Source organism: Devosia sp. SD17-2 (genome assembly GCF_029201565.1).
Taxonomy (GTDB): Bacteria; Pseudomonadota; Alphaproteobacteria; order Rhizobiales; family Devosiaceae; genus Devosia.
Window position 1 is genome coordinate 2,565,524 of sequence record NZ_CP104002.1, and the last position, 22,994, is coordinate 2,588,517.

24 protein-coding genes are annotated in these 22,994 nt (G+C 62.0%); 8 read left to right on the forward strand and 16 right to left on the reverse strand.

What is annotated here, in order from left to right; genetic code table 11:
- Window positions 1–4 precede the first annotated feature (4 nt).
- Genes NYQ88_RS12545 through NYQ88_RS12575 form a run of 7 tightly spaced genes read left to right on the forward strand, consistent with a single transcriptional unit; the run spans window position 5 to window position 5,303 of the window.
- Window positions 5–883, forward strand: a complete 879-nt coding sequence (locus NYQ88_RS12545) for an ABC transporter substrate-binding protein (protein ID WP_275651471.1) — start codon at window positions 5–7, stop codon at window positions 881–883.
- A 16-nt stretch (window positions 884–899) separates the two neighbouring features.
- Window positions 900–1,985 (forward strand): iron ABC transporter permease, encoded by a 1,086-nt coding sequence (locus tag NYQ88_RS12550; protein ID WP_275651472.1) that lies wholly within the window; start codon window positions 900–902, stop codon window positions 1,983–1,985.
- 3 nt (window positions 1,986–1,988) lie between these two features.
- Window positions 1,989–2,807: a heme ABC transporter ATP-binding protein gene (locus NYQ88_RS12555; RefSeq protein ID WP_275651473.1), complete on the forward strand. Its 819-nt coding sequence runs from the start codon at window positions 1,989–1,991 to the stop codon at window positions 2,805–2,807.
- The gene (locus tag NYQ88_RS12560; protein ID WP_275651474.1) at window positions 2,807–3,232 is read left to right on the forward strand and encodes a hypothetical protein; all 426 of its coding nucleotides are present in this window, start codon (window positions 2,807–2,809) and stop codon (window positions 3,230–3,232) included. The genes NYQ88_RS12555 and NYQ88_RS12560 overlap by 1 nt, the downstream gene beginning before the upstream one ends.
- 5 nt (window positions 3,233–3,237) lie before the next feature.
- Window positions 3,238–3,930: a protein TolQ gene (gene tolQ, locus NYQ88_RS12565; RefSeq protein ID WP_275651475.1), complete on the forward strand. Its 693-nt coding sequence runs from the start codon at window positions 3,238–3,240 to the stop codon at window positions 3,928–3,930.
- Window positions 3,930–4,376: a biopolymer transporter ExbD gene (locus NYQ88_RS12570; RefSeq protein WP_275651476.1), complete on the forward strand. Its 447-nt coding sequence runs from the start codon at window positions 3,930–3,932 to the stop codon at window positions 4,374–4,376. The genes tolQ and NYQ88_RS12570 overlap by 1 nt, the downstream gene beginning before the upstream one ends.
- 3 nt (window positions 4,377–4,379) lie before the next feature.
- Window positions 4,380–5,303, forward strand: a complete 924-nt coding sequence (locus NYQ88_RS12575) for an energy transducer TonB (protein ID WP_275651477.1) — start codon at window positions 4,380–4,382, stop codon at window positions 5,301–5,303.
- Between the two features lie 261 nt (window positions 5,304–5,564).
- Here the strand turns inward: NYQ88_RS12575 and phnE (NYQ88_RS12580) are convergent, their stop codons facing one another.
- From phnE (NYQ88_RS12580) to phnG, 10 genes are all read right to left on the reverse strand, one after another.
- Window positions 5,565–6,908, reverse strand: a complete 1,344-nt coding sequence (gene phnE, locus NYQ88_RS12580; protein WP_275651478.1) for a phosphonate ABC transporter, permease protein PhnE — start codon at window positions 6,906–6,908, stop codon at window positions 5,565–5,567.
- Window positions 6,908–7,879 (reverse strand): phosphonate ABC transporter, permease protein PhnE, encoded by a 972-nt coding sequence (phnE, locus tag NYQ88_RS12585; protein WP_275651479.1) that lies wholly within the window; start codon window positions 7,877–7,879, stop codon window positions 6,908–6,910. Before phnE (NYQ88_RS12585) ends, phnE (NYQ88_RS12580) begins: the two co-directional genes overlap by 1 nt.
- Before the next feature lie 59 nt (window positions 7,880–7,938).
- The gene (gene phnD / locus NYQ88_RS12590) at window positions 7,939–8,847 is read right to left on the reverse strand and encodes a phosphonate ABC transporter substrate-binding protein (protein WP_275651480.1); all 909 of its coding nucleotides are present in this window, start codon (window positions 8,845–8,847) and stop codon (window positions 7,939–7,941) included.
- A gap of 67 nt (window positions 8,848–8,914) precedes the next feature.
- The gene (gene phnC / locus NYQ88_RS12595) at window positions 8,915–9,736 is read right to left on the reverse strand and encodes a phosphonate ABC transporter ATP-binding protein (RefSeq protein ID WP_275651481.1); all 822 of its coding nucleotides are present in this window, start codon (window positions 9,734–9,736) and stop codon (window positions 8,915–8,917) included.
- 166 nt (window positions 9,737–9,902) lie between these two features.
- Window positions 9,903–10,604 carry a phosphonate C-P lyase system protein PhnL gene (phnL, locus tag NYQ88_RS12600; RefSeq protein ID WP_275651482.1) on the reverse strand — a complete coding sequence of 234 codons (702 nt, stop codon included), beginning with the start codon at window positions 10,602–10,604 and terminating at the stop codon, window positions 9,903–9,905.
- A gap of 169 nt (window positions 10,605–10,773) precedes the next feature.
- A complete protein-coding gene (phnK, locus tag NYQ88_RS12605) occupies window positions 10,774–11,550 on the reverse strand; it encodes a phosphonate C-P lyase system protein PhnK (RefSeq protein ID WP_275654921.1) in 777 nt (258 codons plus the stop codon).
- A gap of 8 nt (window positions 11,551–11,558) precedes the next feature.
- Window positions 11,559–12,428 (reverse strand): alpha-D-ribose 1-methylphosphonate 5-phosphate C-P-lyase PhnJ, encoded by an 870-nt coding sequence (locus NYQ88_RS12610; protein ID WP_275651483.1) that lies wholly within the window; start codon window positions 12,426–12,428, stop codon window positions 11,559–11,561.
- A 109-nt stretch (window positions 12,429–12,537) separates the two neighbouring features.
- A complete protein-coding gene (locus tag NYQ88_RS12615) occupies window positions 12,538–13,620 on the reverse strand; it encodes a carbon-phosphorus lyase complex subunit PhnI (RefSeq protein WP_275651484.1) in 1,083 nt (360 codons plus the stop codon).
- On the reverse strand, window positions 13,621–14,217 hold the full coding sequence (phnH, locus tag NYQ88_RS12620) for a phosphonate C-P lyase system protein PhnH (RefSeq protein ID WP_275651485.1): 597 nt from the start codon (window positions 14,215–14,217) through the stop codon (window positions 13,621–13,623).
- The gene (gene phnG, locus NYQ88_RS12625; RefSeq protein WP_345774592.1) at window positions 14,217–14,657 is read right to left on the reverse strand and encodes a phosphonate C-P lyase system protein PhnG; all 441 of its coding nucleotides are present in this window, start codon (window positions 14,655–14,657) and stop codon (window positions 14,217–14,219) included. Before phnG ends, phnH begins: the two co-directional genes overlap by 1 nt.
- Window positions 14,658–14,733: 76 nt before the next feature.
- On the opposite strand from phnG, the gene phnF reads away from it, so the two are divergent.
- The gene (gene phnF / locus NYQ88_RS12630) at window positions 14,734–15,459 is read left to right on the forward strand and encodes a phosphonate metabolism transcriptional regulator PhnF (protein WP_275651486.1); all 726 of its coding nucleotides are present in this window, start codon (window positions 14,734–14,736) and stop codon (window positions 15,457–15,459) included.
- A 1-nt stretch (window position 15,460) separates the two neighbouring features.
- Here phnF and phnN read toward each other — a convergent pair whose 3' ends face one another.
- From phnN to NYQ88_RS12660, 6 genes are all read right to left on the reverse strand, one after another.
- Complete coding sequence (gene phnN, locus NYQ88_RS12635; protein ID WP_275651487.1) at window positions 15,461–16,009, reverse strand: phosphonate metabolism protein/1,5-bisphosphokinase (PRPP-forming) PhnN; 549 nt, start codon at window positions 16,007–16,009, stop codon at window positions 15,461–15,463.
- On the reverse strand, window positions 16,006–17,154 hold the full coding sequence (locus NYQ88_RS12640; RefSeq protein ID WP_275651488.1) for an alpha-D-ribose 1-methylphosphonate 5-triphosphate diphosphatase: 1,149 nt from the start codon (window positions 17,152–17,154) through the stop codon (window positions 16,006–16,008). Before NYQ88_RS12640 ends, phnN begins: the two co-directional genes overlap by 4 nt.
- Before the next feature lie 351 nt (window positions 17,155–17,505).
- Window positions 17,506–19,155 carry an iron ABC transporter permease gene (locus tag NYQ88_RS12645; RefSeq protein ID WP_275651489.1) on the reverse strand — a complete coding sequence of 550 codons (1,650 nt, stop codon included), beginning with the start codon at window positions 19,153–19,155 and terminating at the stop codon, window positions 17,506–17,508.
- The gene (locus tag NYQ88_RS12650) at window positions 19,152–20,237 is read right to left on the reverse strand and encodes an ABC transporter ATP-binding protein (RefSeq protein WP_275651490.1); all 1,086 of its coding nucleotides are present in this window, start codon (window positions 20,235–20,237) and stop codon (window positions 19,152–19,154) included. Before NYQ88_RS12650 ends, NYQ88_RS12645 begins: the two co-directional genes overlap by 4 nt.
- A 32-nt stretch (window positions 20,238–20,269) precedes the next feature.
- Complete coding sequence (locus NYQ88_RS12655; protein ID WP_275651491.1) at window positions 20,270–21,298, reverse strand: extracellular solute-binding protein; 1,029 nt, start codon at window positions 21,296–21,298, stop codon at window positions 20,270–20,272.
- Between the two features lie 50 nt (window positions 21,299–21,348).
- Window positions 21,349–22,989 (reverse strand): iron ABC transporter permease, encoded by a 1,641-nt coding sequence (locus tag NYQ88_RS12660; RefSeq protein WP_275651492.1) that lies wholly within the window; start codon window positions 22,987–22,989, stop codon window positions 21,349–21,351.
- Window positions 22,990–22,994: the final 5 nt, after the last annotated feature.

Here is a 22,994-nt window from a genome sequence, read left to right on the forward strand (position 1 = left end):
TATCATGCGTACTTTTATTCTGCCGTTTATCCTTTGTGCGTCGCTAGCACAGGCACCAGTGGCATCGGCCGCAGAGCTCAAGCCTTTCACCGATTCCTCCCGCCTGGTTTCAATCGGCGGCTCTCTCACCGAGATTGTCTTTGCCCTTGGCGAGGGCGAAAGGCTTGTGGGGCGAGATCAAACCGCGACCTACCCCGAAGCCGCAACAGCGCTTCCCGATGTTGGCTATGCCCGTCAGCTCGCACCTGAAGGTGTCCTTTCCCTCAGCCCGACTGCACTCCTGGTACTGGAAGGCAGCGGCCCTCCCGAGGCACTCGAAGTCCTGTCCCAGGCAGGCGTCGAATTTCAGACCGTCCCGGAAAGCTATTCGGCAGAGGGCGTGATCGAGAAGATTACCAGCGTGGGCCAGGCGCTTGATGTCGCCGAAAAAGCGCAGGCCTATGCTGATGAGATTCAGGCGCAATTCGATGCCCTCAAGGATGCCTCGGCAGCAATCGAAACGCGAAAGCGCGTGCTGTTTGTGCTCAGCGTGGAGGGGGGCAAGATCCAGGCCTCCGGCACCGGAACTGCGGCCGACGGGATCATTGCGCTGGCCGGCGCGCAAAATGCCATCGTCGAATATTCCGGTTACAAAGCCCTCACCGAAGAGGCGATCATTCAGGCAGCGCCAGATGCCATCCTGATGATGGATCGCGGGGGTGACCACGCCGCCTCCGACGCTGAGCTGCTGGCCCATCCGGCCATTGGCCTGACACCGATCGCAGAAACCAAGGCCATCTATCGGCTCGATGGGGCGTATCTGCTGAACTTTGGTCCGCGCACGTCGGCCGCAGCCGCTGAGGTCTCCGGCCTGCTTTACGGCACGACAGCGCAGGCACAGTGAAGCCATGAGCAGCGTCATGACATTCGCCTCCGAGACATCGCGCCCAGCAGAAGCGGGCGACCGCAGCCATCTGGGGCGATCCGCTGTCGCGGTGCTTGGTGTGGTGCTGCTGCTTGCCATGGTGCTGTCGCTCACCACAGGCGCGTCCGGAGCGTCGGCCTGGACCATCCTCAAGGGATGGCTTGGCATGGCCCAGGCAAGTGAGCTGGACGCCATTCGCGATCACGCCGTGATCTACAACATTCGGCTCCCGCGCATGATCATGGGCACACTGGTCGGGGCTGCGCTTGCTGTCTCCGGCCTGCTCATGCAGGGTCTGTTCCGCAATCCCCTGGCTGATCCTGGTCTGGTTGGCGTGTCGGCCGGCGCCAGCCTCGGTGCCGTTGGCATCATCGTGCTCGGCACCACGATCCTGGCACCGCTCACCGCGCTCCTTGGCATCTACTCGCTGCAGCTGGCCTCGTTCTTCGGCGGCCTCGTGACCACCTTCATCCTATATTCGGTCGCCACCCGCAGTGGGCAGACGGCTATAGCCACCATGTTGCTGGCCGGCATTGCCATCGCCGCATTGGCGGGGGCGGTCACCGGCGTCATGGTCTATGTGGCTACCGACGCCCAGCTGCGCGACCTTACCTTCTGGGGACTGGGCTCTCTTGCCGGGGCGAACTGGATCAAGGTTGCCGCATCCGGTCCGATCATAATCGTGGCGTTGGCCGTTTCGGGCTTTCTTGCCAAGGGCCTCAATGCCATGACCTTGGGCGAAGCCACTGCGGCCCATCTCGGTGTGCCGGTGCAGCGTTTCAAACTCCTCACCATCATCACAGTCGCTGCCGCAACCGGCGCGTCCGTGGCCGTCAGCGGCGGCATTGGCTTTGTCGGCATTGTGGTGCCCCATCTGCTGCGCCTGATCATTGGTCCGGACCACCGCTACCTGCTGCCGGCATCCGCCCTTCTGGGGGGAGCCTTCCTGCTGCTGGCCGACGCCATCAGCCGTCTGGTGGTCGCTCCCGCTGAAATTCCGATCGGCATTGTCACGGCAGTTTTTGGCGGCCCTTTCTTCCTCTGGATTTTGCTGCGCCGTCGCTCGGCCTTTGTGTGGTAGCCCATGATCGAAGTACAAGATCTCTCGGTGCAGCTCGGCGGCCGCACCATCCTCAATCGTATAAGCATGAGCGCTGTGGCCGGTGAGCTGACCGCCATAATCGGCCCCAATGGCTCGGGGAAATCCACCCTGCTCAAGGCCGTATGCCGTGACCATCCCTACCAGGGAAATGTTCGCATCAATGGCCGCGATCTGGCGGCTCTCTCTCCGGTAGAAGCGGCGACGCATCGGGCCGTTCTTCCGCAGACCAGCACACTTCCGTTTCCGTTCACGGTGCGAGAGGTGGTGGCCATGGGCATCAGCGCTGGGCGGCCGGGCCCTGCGCGCGCGGCGCTGTCGCGGCTTCCCGAACAGGCGCTCGATGCAGTCGATCTGCCGGGCTTTGGCGGTCGCTACTATGGTGAACTCTCCGGCGGCGAACAGCAGCGCGTGCAGCTGGCGCGGGTGCTCTGTCAGGTCTGGCTCCCTGTGCTCGACGGCGTACCCCGCTTTCTACTGCTTGATGAGCCCGTCTCAAGCCTCGATATCCGCCACCAGCTGATGATCATGGACGTGGCCCGCAGGTTCGCAGACAGCGGTGGCGGCGTCATCGCCGTTCTGCACGATCTCAATCTCGCGGCCATGTACGCCGATCAGGTTGTCGCACTGCGCAAGGGTGAGTTGGCCGCATCCGGGCGGCCGGAAGCCGTCATCACAGATTCAGTGGTCGAAGACGTATTCGAATGCCCGCTAAGCGTGGGCGCACGGCCTGCCGGTGGCGCACCTTTCGTCCTCCCCCAATCCATTCGGCGCGATACGCCATTTCACACCAGAGTTGCCTGATGCCCCATATGCCATTCGCCCTCCTCCTCAGCCTTGGGCTCAGCGCCGCCGCCTTCGCCCAGGAAGCCCCACGGCCACCTGCTCTCGCCCTTGAGCTCAACGCTTTTCAGGACGCAGATGCGGGGTGCCGGGTCACGTTCCTTGCCACCAACGATCTTGGCGGCCAGCTCAATCGTGCCGCTGTCGAAATGGCTCTGTTTGGCCAGAGTGGCGCCATCGATCGGATCGTCACTCTGGATTTCAAGAACCTGGCGCCAGGCAAGACCAAGGTGCTCCAGTTTGAGTTGGCGGGTCTGCGATGCGCCGATGTCAGCCGCGTGCTGATCAACGATATCGGCACCTGCGATGGTGAGGGCATCGACCCGGCAAGCTGCCTGTCCGCGCTGGTGCCAACGGCCCGGCCCGATGTTGCTTTCGGGGTCTGATCGCCATGACAGCACAGGCACACGACTTCTCCATGCTCTCCCTGTTCCTGCAGGCGGACTGGGTCGTAAAATCCGTGATGATCGGGCTGTTGCTGGCCTCCGTCTGGTGCTGGGCGATCATCGCCAATCGCGCCGCGACATATGCTCGGGCCCGCAAGGAAATGGCCGCGTTCGACCGGGCCTTCGCCCACAACCCGTCCCTTGATGATTTGCGTCGCATCTATGGCGGGAAATCCCCGACCGGCCTTTCCGCCGTCTTCCTCGCGGCTATGGACGAGCTGGACAAGAGCCACGCCGTCGCCGCCTCGACGAACACCGCCGGGCTGCAAAGCCGGCTTGAAATCGCACTAGATCTGGCCGTCACGGAACAGAGCGCAGAACTTGAGAAGCGTCTGGGCTTCCTTGCCACGATCGGTAGCGCCGGTCCCTTTGTCGGCCTGTTCGGAACGGTGTGGGGCATCATGAATGCCTTCACCGCGATTGCTTCGGCTGAAAACACCTCGCTGGCTGTGGTGGCACCCGGCATTGCCGAAGCCCTGCTCGCCACGGCATTGGGTCTGCTCGCCGCCATCCCTGCGGTAATAGCCTACAACAAACTCTCTTCTGACGCCGGCAAGCTGGTCGCCCGCCTCGATGCTTTCGCTGACCGGATGACGGCCATGCTGTCCCGCCAGTTCGACGCCGCAAGAGCTGACTGATGGGTATCGCACTGAACGGAAATAAGGGGCGCAAGGGACGCCGCGGACGGGCCTCCGCGGCACCGATCGGCGATATCAACATCACCCCCTTGGTGGACGTCATGCTCGTGCTGCTGATTGTCTTCATGGTGGCCGCCCCGCTGATGACCATGGGCGTCCCAGTGGATCTGCCCAGGACGGCGGCATCCGCAATGCCGCTCGACAGGAAGCCGATCACAGTCACCGTCACTGATGCTGGTGACCTCTCCATTGATGGTGATCAGGTGACCATGCAGACCCTTGTAGCGACCGTGCAAAGCCTGGCTGTCGATGGCACCGATGAGCGGCTCTATGTGCGCGGAGACTCCACTGTAGCTTATGGCCGGATCATGGAGGTGATGGGTGAGCTGTCAGCGGCAGGCTATGGCCAGATCGGCTTGATCACCGAACGCAGGCAAACGGACTGACCGATGCACTATGCGCTTCCCGGTTCCGCCCTGGTGCATGCCGGCATGATTGGACTGTTCCTGATCGGCTTCAACTGGAGCGATGTGGATGACGCTCCGGCGCCCACACCCGTCAGCGTCAGCATTGTCGCACTCTCAACGGTAGCCACCAACAGCACCCAGGTGCTCCAGAGCGATGCGACGGTCACGGCTGTTTCGGCAGGCTCATCAGTTCAAAGCCTTGAACCTCTTGCCTCAGAAATAATCGATCCTGTGGAGGCTCAAATCGAGCCTTTGCAGATCGAGCAAATCGAGCCCGTTGATCCGACCCCGCCTGAAGTGCCCGTTCAGGCGGAGCCAATGGAGGCGCTTGAACCACCGCAGAGGGTTGAACTGACGTCCGATAGCACCGACGCCCTTGAGGCAATGTCGTCGACGGTAGAACCGCTGCAGACCGCCTCGATCGAGCCCATCAGCGTGGATGACCTCAAGGTCGCGCCGGTTCCCCAGACCCTTAGCTTTGAGCGCCCGAGCAAACCCACACCGCGTCCCGCTGCCCAACCGCCCAAGACCCGCGCGCCCGGTCAGGCCGGGAACGGCGGCCAAAGTCAAGCCGACTCGGTGGCCGCGGCAGGCGCCCCGGCGACGGCATCGGGCAATGGCAGCGGGGGACAGGCAGAGGTCGCTCGCTATCCCAGCGTGGTTATCTCGGAACTGCGTCGGGCCCTGCGCCGGACTGGCTCAAACCGGGGAGAAGTCGTGGTCCGATTTACCGTCAACGCGTCCGGACAACTCGCGAATGTTTCAATCGCCCGCTCGTCTGGGAATTCCGCCGTCGATCAGGCCGGCATCACCACCGTCCAGCGCGCTGCCCCTTTCCCGCCCATACCTTCCGGGGCCGGCAGAAACAGCTGGACCTTCGACGTACCCTTGGCGTTCGGCGGTTAATCAGCTGGCTCGCTGCAAATTGTGGTTGGTAGACTTTGTGCTTGGTAGAATAAGTGGCGGCGACTGAATGGGCTGGGATCCTCGTTGAGGCTGGCAATTTCCCCGTCGGTGGAACTCACCGACAAACCAATGCCCAGGAGCGTGCTCATCGTCTGTCCGATTTCTGGTTGACCTGTTGAACCCGAGATAAGAGGCAGAGATGTCAGACATTGGCGAAGCCACGACAGCTTCGCCAAATTTGCATGACACAAATGCAACGCCCTAATGGGCATTCGGCCCTATGAGGCGCGAGCGGATGGCGTTGGAGAGGTTGTCGAAGAGGAACACCACCAGCAGGATCAGCAGCACCATATAGGCCACCTTGTCCCAGTCCGAATTGGTGCCCATCGACTCCAGCAGTTTCAACCCGATACCACCGGCCCCGACGGCCCCGATCACGGTCGCCGAGCGGGTGTTGCTCTCCCAGAAGTAGAGCGACTGCGAGACGAACACAGGCAGCACCTGCGGCACCACGCCGAAACGATTGACCGCCATCGGGCTGGCGCCCACTGACTTCATGCCCTCGCGCTGCTTGTCGTCGACGTTCTCCAGCGCCTCGGCATAGACTTTTCCGAGCGCACCGGTGTCGGTGAAGAAGATAGCGGCGATGCCGGGGATGGGGCCCGGGCCGAAACCACGGGTGAAGAACAGCGCCCAGATCAGCATGTCGACCGACCGAACGAAGTCGAAAAACCGCTTCATCAGCCAGTTGGTCGCCCGGTTCGGGGTGATCGTCCGGGCCGCAAAGAAGGCCAGCGGGAACGCGACGGCAGTGGCCAAGAGGGTACCGACAAAGGCCATCACCAGGGTCTGCATCAGCTTGGTGAGAATATCGCCATGCTGCCAGACTTCATTATTGAGCCATTCATCCAGGACCAGTGCCGCATTGGACCGATCGGGATCGACCCGATCGCCGGAGAAGATCAGCCCGATGGTCGAGACGAGATCATTGCCCCACAGCACCGAGCGCGGATCGTAGAGGAAATTGGCCCAGCCGAAGAACCGCCGCTGCACATAGACCTGATTGCCGCGGATTTCCGCCTGCCCGGCAAAACCATAATCGACGATCACCTTCTGCCGATCCTGCTGGATCGCGGCAGGCGCATTTTCGGGCGCAAAGGCGCCATCCGCCGTGATCACGACCGGATAGAGCGTCCCGTCATAATAGACGTCCACCTGCGTCGTCGTCACATGCAGCCGATCCGTCTCCCCGTCAAAACTGACGCGCATCGACCCGTCGGCATTGGGCGTCAGCCAGTCGATCTCGGCGCCTTGGGCATATTGCCCGCGGCTCGACCATTGCGGGGTCACGCTGCCATCATCGCCAAAGCGCAGGCGCGGCTGCGCACGCCAGCTGAACCAATCCTGCAGATAGATCGCGGCGCGATCCCATTTGCCGTTCTGCAGTGCCGGGCCGACATTGAAGAAGAACCAGCAGAGGACGAGGTAAATCACTGCAGCGCCCAGCCCCATCACCAGCCCAAAGCGCTTGAACACGCCCTGGTGGAAGACACTTGGGAATTTGGCCTGCAGTCGTGCCTTTTCGGCGGCGCTCAAAGCGGTCATCACTGGGTCGCCTTTGCAAATTCAAAACTCTGGTCACCCACAAGGCGCCGGCGCAGCCAGCCCGAGAACTGGTCGATGGCGATGATGGTGACGAGGAGGAGTATGATGATGGCGTAGGTCTGGGCGGCATAATCGCGCCCGATCGAGAGGCGGAACACTTCGCCAATGCCGCCGCCACCAACCGCACCGATGATGGTCGAGGCGCGAACATTGACCTCAAGCCGCAGCAGGCCGTAGCTGACGAAATTGGGCATGACCTGGGGAATGATGCCGTAGCGCACCCGCTCCAGCCAGCTCGCGCCAACCGACTGCAGGCCCTCCACCGGCTTCATGTCGGCGTTCTCGACGACCTCGAAGAACAGTTTTCCCAGCGCCCCGATCGTGTGCAGCGACACCGCCACGATTGCCGCGATCGGACCGATGGAGATGATGGCGGTGAGGAGGCCCGCGATGACGATTTCGGGGAAGGCGCGGAGCACTTCCATCACCCGCCGGACGAACCAGCGCACGGCCCCTGCCCCGACCAGATTGGTCGCTGCAAAAAAGCAAAGGAAGAAGGCAATCCCCCCGCCGATCAGCGTCGAGACCACGGCGATATTGACCGTCACCACCAGCTGGTAAATGAAATGCGGAATGTAGAAACTATCAGTCAGATAGACCCGGCTCGACGTATAGTCATATTTCGCCGAGCCATCGAAATAGGGGCTCTCGAGATCGAACATCGCCCGGAAAATCTCAAGCGGATCCCGGGGCACGAAATTCTTGATGAAATCGAACATATAGGGCAGCCGCTCGAAGAATTTCCCCGAGTTGGCCGCATTGGCATAATTCATCGCCATGGCCAGCGCGATGACCACGCCAGCCACGATCAGCACCGAATAGACGCGCCGCGTCTGCACCTGCCGCCGATAATGTTCAAGGATCGATTGGCCGGCCGGCGTCAGCCCTGCCGCGTGCCCGATGTCTGCCATGCAAACAGCCCCTAAAAGCAAAAACGGCAGCCCAATGGGCTGCCGTCAGCATGTTGTAATTAACCGCCGATCACCGACTTACGGGCGTCGATGATGGTCTGGTAAAGGCTCTGGTCGGCGTCGATGAAATTGGTGTACCCGCCAGCGGTGAAGGCGTCGAAGCACTCGAAATCGGTCTCCGGCAGCGCCTTGAAGAAGGCGGTCACCTGGGCCTTGGTTTCAGCCGGCAGGCTGTTCGAGACCATCAGCGGACCGTTCGGGATGATCGGCGACTTCCAGACTTCGACAAGATCATCCATGTCGAGGATGCCCTTGTCGACCATGATGCGCAGATTGCCGGAGGTGTAGCCTTCCGAGAAATCACCCTGGCCCGAACCGAAAGTGGTGCCGACATCCCAATTGCCGTCGACAATGGCGAGCACGAGGTTTTCGTGGCCGCCGCCAAAGCCGGTCTCGCTATAAAAGTCTTCGATCGAAGCGCCGATGTCGTTCGGCAGCGCCACCTTGGGGATCAGATAGCCCGAGGTGGAGTCCGGATCGGCAAAACCGAGCTTCTTGCCCTTGGTCGAGGCCAGATCGGTGATGCCGCTGTCCGATCGCGCCACCATGATGGTGTGATAGCCCGAGGAGCCGTCAGCCTGCTGCGTGGTCAGCACCGGGTCAACCGCATCCGGGTCCTGAAGATAGACGGCGGCATAGGACGAGGCGCCCATGATGGCGATGTCGATGGTGCCGCCGAGCAGGCCTTGGATGATGCCGTTATAGTCCGGCGAGGGGAAGAACTGCACTTCGCTGGCGCCGGTTGCGACCTTCAGCGGATCGGCAACGCATTCGGAGCGACGCAGCTGATCGGCTTCGTTCTCACCGCCATCAAGGCCGATGCGCAGAGCGGTGACGTCCTGTGCGAAAGCCGCGGTGGACATGGAGAGAGCAACAGAGGCCAGCAGCAGTTTGCGAAGGGAAAACATTGGTAATCCTTTGGTGACGGGTTTGGATTTGGGCCGACTGCCGGCCCGCAGGAGATTGGAAGAGGGATCAGCCCAGCTGGGCGTGTGTATCGGCGCGCGGGACCGCCACCGGCGCGATCGACGTCGAGGTCATGGCCTCGGAAAAAGCTTCCTTGAGCCCGTCGGCGCCGTAGATCTTGCGAGCCACATCGGTCGTCAGCTCATCCGGCGTGCCATCGAACACCACCCTGCCCGCCGACATGCCGACAATGCGCTCGCAATAGGCGCGCGCCGTATCGAGCGTATGCAGATTAGTGATGACGGTAATGCCCTCGGCATTGATATCGCGCAGACTGTCCATCACGATCTGCGCATTGCGCGGATCAAGGCTGGCGATCGGCTCGTCCGCGAGGATCATTTTCGGGCTCTGCATCAGCGCCCGGGCAATCGCCACGCGCTGCTGCTGACCGCCGGAAAGCGTCTGCGCCCACTGCGTCGCCGTCTGCGCAATATCAAGCCGTTCCAGCGCCTTGAGCGCCGCGAACTGCTCGTCCTCGGAGAAAATCTGTAACAGATTGGCGACCGGATTTCGGCCATTGAGGCGGCCGAGCATCACATTGGTGATGACATCAAGGCGCGGCACCAGATTGAACTGCTGGAAGATCATGGCGCAGTCGCGCTGCCAGCCGCGCAGCCCCGCCCCCTTGAGCGCCGACACCGGAACCCCGTCATAAACGATCTCGCCCGACGAGACGTCATTGAGCCGGTTGATCATGCGCAGCAGGGTCGATTTGCCCGCGCCGGATCGGCCGATGATACCGACCATCTGCCCCTGCGGAATATCCAGCGTTACATCGTCGACGGCGATCTTGTCGCCAAACCGGCGAGTAACGTGTGCAATCTTCAGCATGGACCGCCCTCTCATTTCGATGAGGACTGCTTAGAGCGCGCCGTTGACGCTGCCATTACACTGCAATGAAGCTTTGGTGACACCAATAAATATTGCCCGGAAGGGATTTCTTCCGGGCAATCAGGGTCGGACAGACGGCATAACGCCTGTGCGGCGGCCTTTTTTGTCAGGCGGCCCGCTGTGGGGCGAAGGCCGAAACGTCGACCACACGGTCGGCAACGGCGTTTCGCACATCGTCATCATGGAAGATGCCGAGCATGGCCACGCCCTCGGCCTTCTTCTGGGCAATCATCTCCACCACCACGGCCCGGTTCCTGGCGTCGAGCGATGCGGTGGGTTCGTCGAGCAGCAGCACCGGGTGATGGGTGATAAAACCGCGGGCAATGTTGACGCGCTGCTGCTCGCCGCCCGAAAAGGTCGCGGGCGGCAGGCTCCAGAGCCGTTCCGGCAGATTGAGCTTTGTGAGCAGCGCACCGGCGCGCTCCAGCGCCTCGGTCTTGGCAACACCCCGGCTCACCAGCGGCTCGGCAACCACGTCGATGGCCGACACGCGCGGCACGGTCCGCAGGAACTGGCTGACATAGCCAATCGCATCCCGACGCAGGGTCAGGACCGTGCGCGGATCGGCACTGGCCAGATCCACCTCTGCGCCCTCATGCCCGATCAGCACCTGCCCCTGATCGACGCTGTAATTGCCATAGACCATCTTCAAAATGGACGATTTTCCAGCGCCCGACGGTCCGCCAAGAACGACACACTCGCCGGCCTCGACAGCAAAACTGACATTCTCCACCACCCCCAGCGTAATCCCGCCCCGCAGGTGCATGGTAAAGGTCTTGGATAGGCTCTGAACGTTTAGAGCGCTCATTGGATAGCTCCGTGAAGATAGACGACACCCGCCTTCCCACCTTCTCCCTCAGGGGAAAAAGGGAAACTCAGTGAACAGACGAACGCGGTGCTCCCCCTCTCCTCTTGAGGGAGAGGGTGGATCGGCCGAAGGCCGAGACGGGTGAGGGGTTTGAACAGCTCGGCCACGATCACACCTGCAAAATCGAAGACACAAGCAGCTGCGTATAGGGCTCGCGCGGATCATCGAGCACCCGGTCGGTCAGCCCCGCTTCGATCACCCTGCCCCCCTTCATCACCATCATCCGGTGCGACAGCAGCCGCGCCACGGCCAGGTCGTGAGTGACGACAATTGCCGAAAGTCCCAGTTCGCTCACCAGCTGGCGCAGGAGATCGAGCAGGCGCGCCTGCACGGACACGTCGAGCCCGCCAGTCGGCTCATCCATGAACACCAGCCTTGGGCCGGTCACCAGATTGCGGGCAATCTGCAGACGCTGCCGCATGCCGCCCGAAAAACTGCGCGGCTGATCGTCGATCCGGTCCGCCGCGATCTCGACCCTTCCGAGCCAATCCAGCGACGTGTCGCGGATTTTTCCATAGTGGCGATCCCCGACAGCCATGAGCCGTTCGCCGACGTTCGCTCCGGCCGACACGGTCATGCGCAACCCGTCCGCCGGGTTCTGGTGCACAAAGCCCCAGTCGGTGCGCGTCAGGAACCGACGCTCGGCCTCAGACAGCTCATAGATATTTCGCCATTGCTCGTCCCGCATACGGTAGAGCGCGCGGCCGCCGGTCGGCTCGATATGGGCCGACAGCGTATTGAGCAGCGTTGATTTGCCCGAACCGCTCTCCCCCACAATGGCCAGCACCTCGCCGGGCCAGAGTTCGAAGTTCACATCGGTACAGCCAATCCGCTCGCCATAGAATTTCGAGAGGTTTTCGACCTTCAGCAGCGGCTCAGCGCTCATTGCAAAACTCATTCCGCCGCCTCCTGGCTCACACCGAGCGCCCCGACATGCCCAGCCGCGCGGCGCTCTTCGCAATGGTCGGTGTCCGAGCAGACAAACATGTGCCCGCCGTGGTCATCCAGGATGACCTCATCGAGATAGACATTCTCCGCACCGCAAATGGCGCAGGGTTCTTCAAAAGTCTGGATTTCGAACGGATGGTCCTCGAAATCGAGGCTCACCACTTCGGTGAACGGCGGGATGGCATAGATGCGATGCTCGCGCCCTGCCCCGAACAGCTGCAAGGCTGCGCTCTTGTGCATCTTGGGGTTGTCGAATTTGGGGATTGGCGAGGGGTCCATCACATAGCGCCCCTCGACCTTCACCGGATAGGCATAGGTCGTGGCGATGTGGCCGTGCCGCGCGATGTCCTCATAGAGTTTGACGTGCATCAGCCCATATTCCTCGAGCGCATGCATCTTTCGCGTTTCGGTCTCGCGCGGCTCAAGGAAGCGCAGCGGCTCGGGGATCGGCACCTGATAGACGATCACCTGCCCGGCCTCGAGCCCCCGCTCGGGAATGCGATGGCGGGTCTGGATAATGCTCGCCTCGGCCGTGTGGGTCGTCGTCCGCACCTCTGCGACCTTGGCAAAGAACGCCCGGATCGAGACCGCATTGGTCGTGTCGTCAGCCCCCTGGTCGATCACCTTGAGCACGTCATCGGGCCCAATGATCGCGGCCGTCACCTGCACGCCCCCCGTGCCCCAGCCATAGGGCATCGGCATTTCCCGGCTCGAAAACGGCACCTGATAGCCAGGAATGGCAACCGCCTTCAAAATGGCGCGCCGGATCATGCGTTTGGTTTCTTCGTCCAGATAGGCGAAGTTGTACTGCGTCATTGGATTGTTTCCTCGCAGGTCGAGAGGGACACCGCACTGTCCTTCTCCCCTTGAGGGAGAAGGTGGCTCGCGCCCCGCGCGAGACGGATGAGGGGTAAAGGCGCAAAAATCATTCCGCCGCCTCCTGCTTGCGCTCATGCTCGGCCCGCATCCTTCGGATGAGATCGAGCTCGGCCTGGAAATCCACATAGTGCGGCAGCTTCAGGTGCTCGACGAAGCCGGTGGCCTGCACATTGTCCGAATGCGCAATGACGAATTCCTCGTCCTGCGCCGGCGCGACGATATCCTCGCCAAACTCCTCGGCCCGCAGCGCGCGGTCGCACAGCGACATGGCCATGGCCTTGCGTTCGGCATGGCCAAACACCAGCCCATAGCCGCGCGTGAACTGCGGCGGGATCTTTGCCGAACCCTTGAACTGATTGACCATCTGACACTCGGTCACCCGAATGCGCCCGAGGTTCACGGCGAAGCCAAGCTCGGGAATATCGAGCTCCACATCCACCTCGCCGACCCGGATCTCGCCGACAAACGGGTGAGTGCGTCCGTAACCGCGCTGTGTCGAATAGCCCAGCGCCAGGAGGTATCCCTCATCGCCGCGCGCCAGCGCCTGAAGGCGCACATCGCGGTCGAGCGGATAGTTCATCGGCTCGCGCGTCAGGTCTCCCACTGGAGCCGTCGCGTCATAGACGCCGTCGTCCTCGATCAGCCCTTGCCGCCCGAGAAGGTCGGTAACGCGGGGCGACGCTTCCGGCTCGCCGTCACGGAGCACCGGCGTCTCGGCCACATCATCGGGAATAGTCGGGTCCAGCAGGCGGTGCGTATAGTCAAAAGTTGGCCCGAGCATCTGCCCGCCTGGCAAATCCTTGAAGGTTGCCGAGATGCGCCGCTCGATCTGCATAGCGCCGGTATCAATGGGTTTGGAATAACCAAACCGCGGCAACGTGGTGCGATAGGCCCGCACGAGGAAAATGGCCTCGATCAGATCACCCCGCGCCTGCAAAATGGCCAGCGCCGCCAGCTCCCGATCATAAAGGGCGCCCTCGCCCATGGCCCGGTCGACCGCTAGGCCGAGCTGTTCGACGATCTGGTCCAGGCGCAGCGCCGGAACCGCTCGATCACCCCGCCGCCGATCCGCCAGAAGGCGATGGGCATTGGCGATGGCGGCCTCGCCGCCTTTTACCGCAACATACATTTATGCCTCCACCATGCGGGTCGTGCGCGGCAGGCCAAGCACCTGCCCGTCCGAAACGAAAATCATGTCCACCCCGCGCGGAAACAGCTCGCGGTTCTCGGACCACTGCGCGACGAAATCTTCCGGCAGGCCCGACACAGCAAAACGCGCTTCGGTTTCGATCCCGGGTCCACGCAGCACGCGCTGCGGGCCATCGGTCAGCGACGTCACCGCGACGATGATCGTCGTGGAGCGGTCGGGGAACTCCTGGGTGCCAAGATTGCACTGGCTGAGCTTGGGCAGAGCATCGCCCTCGGCGACGAAGACAAAAGCGGCCGCTTCAAGTTCGTCCGTCAGGCGCGCGCCTGTGTGAAACGCGACGAACTGCCGGACCGGCTCCGTCTGCAGCGCGAGCGAGAGCGCAATTTCACACTCGGGGCCGGTCAAGGTTAGCAGTGTGCTAACCAATTCGGGGCTGGTGTCACTCATTCGCGGCAGGGTTTTGGGCAGGGCCTTGATCGCGCCCGGCGTCGCCAATGCGTCCAGAAGCACGCGAAAAACCGCCTGGCTATCCCGAACGGGGTCTGCAAACCCCACGCTGAAATCGTCCATACGCATCAATCGTCTCCGCGCACCATGGTGAAGAAATCGACCTTGGTGGCCGCCGTTTCGGCCCGACGCCGCGCATCCCCTTCAAAGCGCGCAGCCGCGAGCGGCGCGATGAACTCGGCCTCGATCCTCGCGCTATCCCTTTTATAAAGCGCATCAATCACCGCAATGACGCGCGCCTTGTCGAGGTCGCGTCCAAGGCAATAGCCGTGCCCGACTTCGCCTGAGGCAATCCGGACGCTCGCCCGGCTCACCGTCGCCTCGCCCATATTGAAGGCGGCACCGCCGCCGCCCGCCATGCCGCGCACCATCACCATCCCAGTCTCCGGTCCGCGCAGGCTGACGAATTCCGGCTTATCAGGGAACAAATCCCACTTTCCAGCCAATGCCTTAGCTGAGGCAGACGCGAGAACGTCCAGCGCTCTTTTCCGCCCGTTCGGGTCACTCACTCGCTTGCCTCCACTTGTCTAGTTCTATAGACAACTAATCACAAACGCCGCTCTAGGCCAAGGATGTGAAGCCCATATGACAGGCCCGCAAAAAGCTTCTGGTGGCATCGCACTCTGGCGTCAGATCGCCGACAGCATCCGCCTCGACATCATCGGCGGCAAACTTACGCCGGGGGACCGCCTTCCCTCGGAAGCCCTTCTGGCACAACGGTTTTCCGCTAACCGCCACACTGTCCGACGCGCCTTGGCGGTCCTCGCCGAGGAGCATGTCGTCATCGCCGAACAGGGCCGCGGCACCTTCGTGCGCGACATCAAGCGACTCACCTACCCGATCGGCAAGCGCACAAGGTTTCGCGATGGCCTGAAGGGACAGGCCGAAACCCTGATCACCCGTCTGCTGGCCCAGAACGTCGAAGCGGGAACATCCAGAGTTAACAACGCCTTGGCGTTGCCAACTGAAGCGTTGTGTGTGCGGATGGAATCCCTCTCCATAGCCGACGGCGTACCGGTTTCACGCTCGACCACCTGGGTCCCAGAGGGGCGCTTCCCCGATTTTGCCGAACGCGCCGACAAGCTCCAGTCGATCACCAAAGTCTTTGAAAGCTATGGGGTTTTGGACTATTCGCGCGCCTGGACCCGCATCTCTGCTCGGCAGGCGGATGTCTCGGAAGCGCAGGACCTGCACCTCGCCCCCGGCGCCGTAGTCCTGGTCTCTGAAGCGGCCGACGTCGACCAGCAGGGCCTTCCGCTCAGCTACGCTCTGACCCGCTTCCCCGCCGAACGCCTGGAGTTGGTCGTCTAGGTCAGTGTGGTTTCGCCAGTAAACTCTTGAGCAGGCTTACGAATTTATCGCCCGCGATATCGATGGCGTCCGAATTATCGATCTCGATCGCCTCGGCCGGCAGGCAGTCCACCAACCGATTGAGCCGATCCCGGATCTCTTCCGCGCTCTCCCGACCCCGCCCGAACAAACGCTGCACAATGACCTCCGGGCGCGCCGTCACCGCCACAACCACCATCCGGTCAAACCGCTCCGCCGCCATCGGCAACACCGCCCGCGAGAGATTGGCGACCACGAGCCTTCCCGAGGCAAGTTCGCGCTCCACGTTTTTCGGCAGCGCATAGCTCAGGCCATGTGCTTGCCAATGCAGCGAAAATTCCCCATCGGCGACCGCCATGGCGAACTGCGCAACCGTCAGGCTGTCGTGCTCCTCGCTACTTTCTTCCGCCGCGCGGGTGATGGTGCGGCGAACGACGACCATATCCTCCCCAATACTTTCGCGGGCATAGCTGAGAAGACTGTCCTTGCCGACCCCGCTGGGGCCGACAATGGCGACGAAGATCCCGCTCATATGACCCGAATGCCCTGGCGCCAGACCGTCTGCACAATCGGGATGCCCTCCTCGATCCGCAGATGCACGAGATCGGCCCGTTTGCCGATGGCGATCTCGCCGCGATCTTTGAGCCCCGCAGCCTCCGCCGGGCGCTTCGTCACAAAGCTGATCGCTTCCGGAAGGGAAATGCCCGGAACAGTCTCGACCAGGCAGAAAGCGCTCTGCAGCATGGAAAATGGAATGTAGTCGGACGACAAAATGTCCAGCAGCCCGGCCGCCGCCAGTTCGCGCGCCGAAACATTGCCCGAATGCGACCCGCCGCGAACCACATTCGGCCCACCCATCAGGATGGCCATACCGGCCTCGCGCGACGCCTGCGCGGCCTCGAGAGTGGTCGGGAATTCGGCAATGCGGATGCCGAGCGCCTTCGCCGCATCGACATGTGCACTGGTCGCATCGTCATGTGAAGCGAGCGCGATGCCCCGGGAATTGCTGAGCTCGGCCAAGGCCTTGCGATGCTTGTCCGAATAGACACTGGACTCGTGGCTACGGCGCGCGATGAACTCTGCGAGCGCCTGATCGCTCATCTTGAGCTTGCCCTGGTAGTAGACGCGATAGGCGTCGGCGCTGGCAAACTGCCGTTGGCCAGGCGCATGATCCATCAGCGAGGCGAGCCGGACCAGCGGATGGTCCATGATCTTTTCAAAGCTCTTGAGACAATCCGGCGCCGAGACCTCGCAGCGCAAATGGATGAGGTGATCTGCCCGCAGCCGGCCCGCGTTCACCCCTGCCGTGATGGCATCAGCGAGGATTCGCAGCTCGTCCGTGCCCATATCGGAATGCTCATCCAGCCCCACGCGGATGGCGTCGAAAACCGTCGTAATCCCCGACGCCGCGATCTGCGCGTCATGAGCCTGGACAGCGGCCACCGGGTGCCAACGCACCTTGGGACGCGGCGCATAGTGGGTTTCCAGATGATCCGTGTGGAGCTCGACGAGGCCCGGTATCAGATAGTCGCCATTAAGATCCTGCCCACGGCCGCTGGCCTCGCCAATGTCGGTGATGACGCCGTCTGCGAAGCAAACCGCTCCCTCAAGAACTTGATCTGCCAACACAATCCTTGCGTTTGAGAGAGTGGTTTCCTGGATCGCAATCTTGTTCATTCCGCGCCTCACTGATGATGCGCTGGCGTTACCCCAGTTGAGTGACAGTTTCGCGACCGCGCGATTTGAAGCTCTGCCCTCGACACATGCCCAATGCATGGCTCGCTTGCTTGGTGGCGAAGATGACGCGGAATTTTCTTGAACGATCGTGTCAGAGCCGCCGGAGCCGTGCCCCATTGCTGACCGCAGTGGCAACTCGAGCAGACTTCCTCGGGAGTTGCGTTCTTTGAACGCTCGGGCGTGATTGAGCTGCATGGCGGCGGCGGGTCTAGATGCAGCGCTTAGGGCGTAAGGCGATTGATACTAAGAAGGCGACCAATGGCGAGATCAGAGCCATTGGTCGCCTGTCGGTCAGAGGCGGATTTCCTTGCTGCCGCCGGAGAGGCGGAGGAGGAGGAAAAGCGAGAGCATGGTGAGAATGAGCAGGATGGTCGAGAGCGCCGCGGCAGTGCCCAATTGGCCGCGGATGACCTGCGCGTAGATGCCCAGGGAGAGCGTCTGGGTCGAGGTATTGTAGAGGAAGAGCGTCGTGCTGAGTTCAGTGATGATGGTCACCCAGCTCAGAACGGCGCCCGAGACGATGCCGGGCGCGAGCGCCGGCACGATCACCTGCACCAGTGTCCGGAATTTTGAAGCGCCGAGGCTGACGGCGGCCTCCTCGATGCTCGGGCTGAACTGATACATCAGCGCCGTGGTGGAGCGCACCGAATAGGGCAAGCGGCGGATCGCCAGCGCCAGCACCATCACCGCAAATGTCCCCGTCAGCACCAGTGGGGGCTGGCTGAACGCGGTGATCAGGGCGATGCCGATGATAAGGCCCGGCACCACATAGGGCACCATAGTCATGGTATCGAGCGCGCCGGTGAGCGCTCCCTTGCGGCGGACCGTCAGGTAAGACACCAACACCGCGACGATAACCAGGAGCACCAGAGCAGTGATGCCGATGCTGAAAGTGTTGGTGATATAGCGGATGATGTCCCGCTGGGCGGTGATGTAGTTGCGGAACGAGAAGCCGTCGACAAACTGGCCATAGAGCGTGTTGCGGAACGAGCTGATCACCACGACGGCGAGCGGCGCCAGGGCCAGCACCAGAAAGCCATAGACATAAGCGTAGACGCCAAAACCCTTCCAACCGGAGAGGCGGATGGGTTCGATGGCGCGCATGGCCGTCATCGAGAAGGTGCGGCGATCAACGATGTACTTCTGGATCAGGAACACGCCGAGCGTGACCGCAATGACGATCACGGCGACTGCGGCAGCGAAGCTGCGGTCGACGCTGACTTCGCCGACGAAGGAGCTGTAGATCAGTACCGGAATGGTGCGGAACCCCTGCCCGATCAGCATGGGCGTGCCGAAATCGGCGAAGGCACGCACGAAGACGAGGAGGCTACCGCCGAGGATGGTCGGGAGCAGCAAGGGCGTGATGACTTTCATGGCGCGGCGCCAGCCAGTCATGCCCATGCTCTCGGCCGCCTCGAGCAGGGAGACGTCGATGGTGCGCCAGGCGCCCATGAGATAGGTGAAGATCAGCGGCACAAGCTGGAGGGTCAGCACCAGCACGATGCCGGTGAAGCCATAGATGCTCGGCACTTCCAGCCCGATATCCTTGAACCACCGGGTGATGAGACCATTATTACCGAGCAGCAGGATCCAGGAATAGGCGCCGATAAATGGCGGCGACATCATGGAGGCCAGGATCAACACTTGGATGGTGCGGTTCCCCGGGATGCGGAACATGGTCATGAAATAGGCGAGCGGAAAGGCGATAGCGAAGGCCAGCACCGTCACGCAGACCGTCACCACGAGACTGTTGAGCAGCGTGCCGTAATAAAGGCGCGACGAGAAGAAGGTCGCAAACCCATCCAGCGAAAAGCCATCGCCATTGGTCACGCTGGCGAACAGCACGGTCACAAGCGGCCAGACCACCATGAAGAGGTAGCCGCCCGTCAGCAGCAGTGCGACAGAAGTCCATCCATCTACGGTTTTGCCCGCGAGTTTCACCTTGCCTCTCCCCGCATGATCGAGGTGCCGCTCACGGCATCAAAGAAGGTGAGCATGTCCCGGTCGATTTCGAGGAACACTTTTTCGCCGCGCTGCCATAGCACCGAGCGGCGGGAGTGCTCGAGGAACTCGATGATTTCGCCGGTTTGCAGTTGAGCGCGCACCTGGGAATGCGAGCCAAGGAAGGTCTCGTCGACCACTTCGGCGGCGAGCCCGGTCGCGGCGGCCTTGACCGCTTCGGGGCGAACCGAGACCTGCACGCGGCCACTCGCGCCGGGGTCTATCATGTCGGTGACGTCGATCACCTGTCCATTGCCAAGGTCGATGCGCGCCCTGCCCTCATCCCGGACGAGGTCGCGCTCAAGCAAATTGGTCTTGCCGATGAATTCGGCGACGAAGCGATTGGCCGGGCTGCGGTAGATTTCGGCCGGGGTGCCGACCTGTTGCACGACACCGAGGTTCATCACCGCGATCCGGTCGGACACTGCCATGGCCTCTTCCTGGTCATGGGTAACATAGACCGTGGTGATGCCTGCGTCGCGCTGGGCCTGGCGAATGGTGTCGCGCATTTCGACGCGCAGCTTGGCGTCGAGATTGGAGAGCGGCTCGTCCATCAACAGAAGCGCCGGCTGGATAACGAGCGCACGCGCCAGCGCCACGCGCTGCTGCTGGCCGCCAGACATCTGGCCGGGCAGTCGGTCCCCAAGATGGGCCATGCGCACCGATTCCAGTGCCTCGGCAACCCGGCGATCAGCCTCGGCCCGCGCGACCTTGCGGGTCTGGAGGCCAAAGCCGACGTTCTTGGCCGCCGTCATCTGCGGGAACAGGGCATAGTTCTGGAACACCATGCCGATGTTGCGCTCGGAGGCAGGACGATCATTGATCACCTGACCATCAAAAGAGATGGTCCCGGCTTCAATCGAGTTGAAGCCGGCGATCATCCGCAGGAGCGTGGTCTTGCCGCAACCTGAAGGCCCGAGCAGGGTGAAAAACTCACCATCGGCGATCTCGAGATTGAGATCGGGAATGGCCACCTGACCGTTATACTCCTTGCGAAGTGCCTTGAGAGATATTCGGGTCATGGTGTTACTCCGGCTCGGGCCATACTCAGAAATCAGGAACGCGCTTCGAGGATCGCGCGGTATTTCGCGACGATTTCCTCACGGTGCGCGGCCACATAGGGGCCGTCTTCCTGAACGGTCGGAATATCGGCGAGCGCGGGCAGGCCCGGCTTGTCGATACCGTCGCGCAGCGGGCGACCGGCGGTCTGCTCGGCGATGATGGTCTGGCCCTCTTCGGAGATGATGAAGTCAATGAAGGCTTCGGCGGCCGGCGGATTGGGGCCGCCCTTGATCATCTGGATGGTCGCCGGTAGGAAGGCTGCGCCTTCAGAGGGATAGACAATTTCGACGGGCGCGCCGCTGAGCACAAAATTCAGGGACAGCGGCTCATAGGTCAGGCCGACGATATATTCGCCATTGGCCACGTCGGCGGCCACCTGGCTGGAAGAGCCGATAGAAATGCCGTCGAGCTGGTCGACCAGTGCGGTCACGTAATCCCAGCCGGCCTGGGCTTCATAATCGCCGCCGACGGCCTTGAGCATATTGGTGAGCTGCGCGAAGGCCGAGGACGAACCGGTGGGATCGCCATAGGCGATCTTGCCCTTGAGTTCGGGCTGCAGAAGGTCGGCGTAGCTGTTGACCTCGATGCCTGCGGCAGCCAGGCCTTCGGTGTTGACAAGGAGATTGGAGCCGTCGGCCTGGTAGGGCGTAAAGGCGCCGGTCGTGTTCTTGCCGGCATCGACCATGTTCGCGTCTTCGGGCGAAACATATTCCTGCCAGAGCTCGGAATTAACCGCGGCCTGAGCAGCGCCGCCGCCAAACATCACGTCGCCCTGCGGATTGCCGGACTCGCTGCGGATGCGGGAGTAGAGCTCACCCGTGCCGGCAGTAATCAGCTGCACCGTGACGCCAGTGTTGCCTTCGAACACCGGGATCAGGCTCTGCAGCATGCCTTCTTCATTGGGGGTATAGACGACGAGCGTGGTGCCCGAAATCTCCTGGCCCTGGGCGCTGGCCAGGGCGACCAGCGACACGGCGGTCGCGAAAAAGGCTGTAGCGGTAATCTTGGTCAGGCTTGGCATGGTGTTCCTCCGGGAGATTCTCAGTTTGCGTTCGGTGTTCGAGGCGGGCGTCACAACAGCGCCTGCTCGTTTCGGCCCATAAAGCGGAAGGCGATGTATACGGCACAACTGCTCAGAGCGAGCAGGATGGTCGAGAGCGCCGCGGCGACCCCGAAATCCCCGTCGAGAATAAGCAGGTAGATGCGCACCGGCATGGTCATGGTGCTGCCGACGTAGAGCACCAGCGAGGACGACAGCTCGTTGATGGCGGTGACGAAACTCAGCATGCCGCCGGCAATGATGCCCGGCACGATCAGTGGCACGGTGATGCGCAGGAATGCCTGGAAGGGGCTGTATCCCAGCGAGATCGCCGCCTCCTCCATGCTGGGCGAGATCTGCCGCAGCGAGGATGCCGTTGTGCGCACCGTATAGGGCAAGCGGCGGATGAAGATGGAGAGGATGATGATCGCGGCTGTTCCGGTCAGTACGACCGGACCGGTATTGAAGGCGGCGATGAAGGCGATACCGATAACAATGCCGGGCATGACATAGGGCACCATGAAGGCGCCATCGAGCAGTGCGGTATTGAGATTGGTGCGCCGCGCCACGAGGACGCCGACGATGGTGCCGACCACAACGATGAGGGCGACGGCGGCGAAGGAGAAGGTCAGCGAATTGCGGACGACGTCGCCGAGATTGAACAGGATGCGCTCGTAGCTCTGCAGCGCAAAGCCGTTCTGAAACACGGGGCCGCTCGTTTTGCGGAAGGAGTAGATGATCGAGATGATCACCGGCATCGCCCCGCACAGGCCGATGAAATAAACGGCGAAATGGGCGAGCACGTTGCGCCAGCCCTTGAGCTGGATGCGCACCGGCTTGTTGATCATGTTGCCGTGGTAGACGTTGCGGCGGGACATGTAGCGCTGCAGCAGCACGAATACCATCGAGACGATGATCAGGATCACGCTGATGGTGGTGGCCATCGACATGTTGGAGCCGACTTCCGCCGCGTAGAGGGTGAAGGCTTCGGTAGCGAGCACGTTGTAGCCACGCCCGAGAAGACGCGGTGTGCCGAAATCGGCGATGGCATGGATCAGGGCCAGAAGGCCCCCGGCGGTCAGGGCCGGAAACACCATCGGGAACGAGATTTTCATGGCGCGCTGCCAAGGCGTCAGCCCCAGGCCTTCCGCTGCCTCTTCAAGCGAGCGGTTGACGTTGCTCAGGGCACCCGAGACCATGAGATAGACGTAAGGGTAGAACTTCAGCGAGAAGACAATGAGGATGCCGCCGACGCCGTAAATTGGAGGCATGGTGATCCCGAAATCGCGCAGGAAGCCGCGCACGACACCACCGGCGCCGAACAGCACGATCCAGGAATAGGCGCCGATGAACGGCGGCGACACCAGCGCCAGAATGGCGAGCAGGGACACGAACTTGCCGCCGCGAATGACGAAGCGCGACACGCAAAAGGCCATGATCGAGCCCAGCAGCAAGGCACCGAAAAGGCCCCCGAACCCGACCACAAGCGTGTTGATGAAGGCCTGATGGAAACGCGGTTCGCTGAGGAATTTTATGTAGTTGGCGAGCGTGACACTGCCGCTCTGGTCGTAAAAGCTCGACACAAGAACCGAGCCGACCGGGATGAACAGGAGCATGAACAGCATGATCCAGGTGAGGATCATGACCACAGTCCAGAAATTGAAGCGTGGCATAGCCC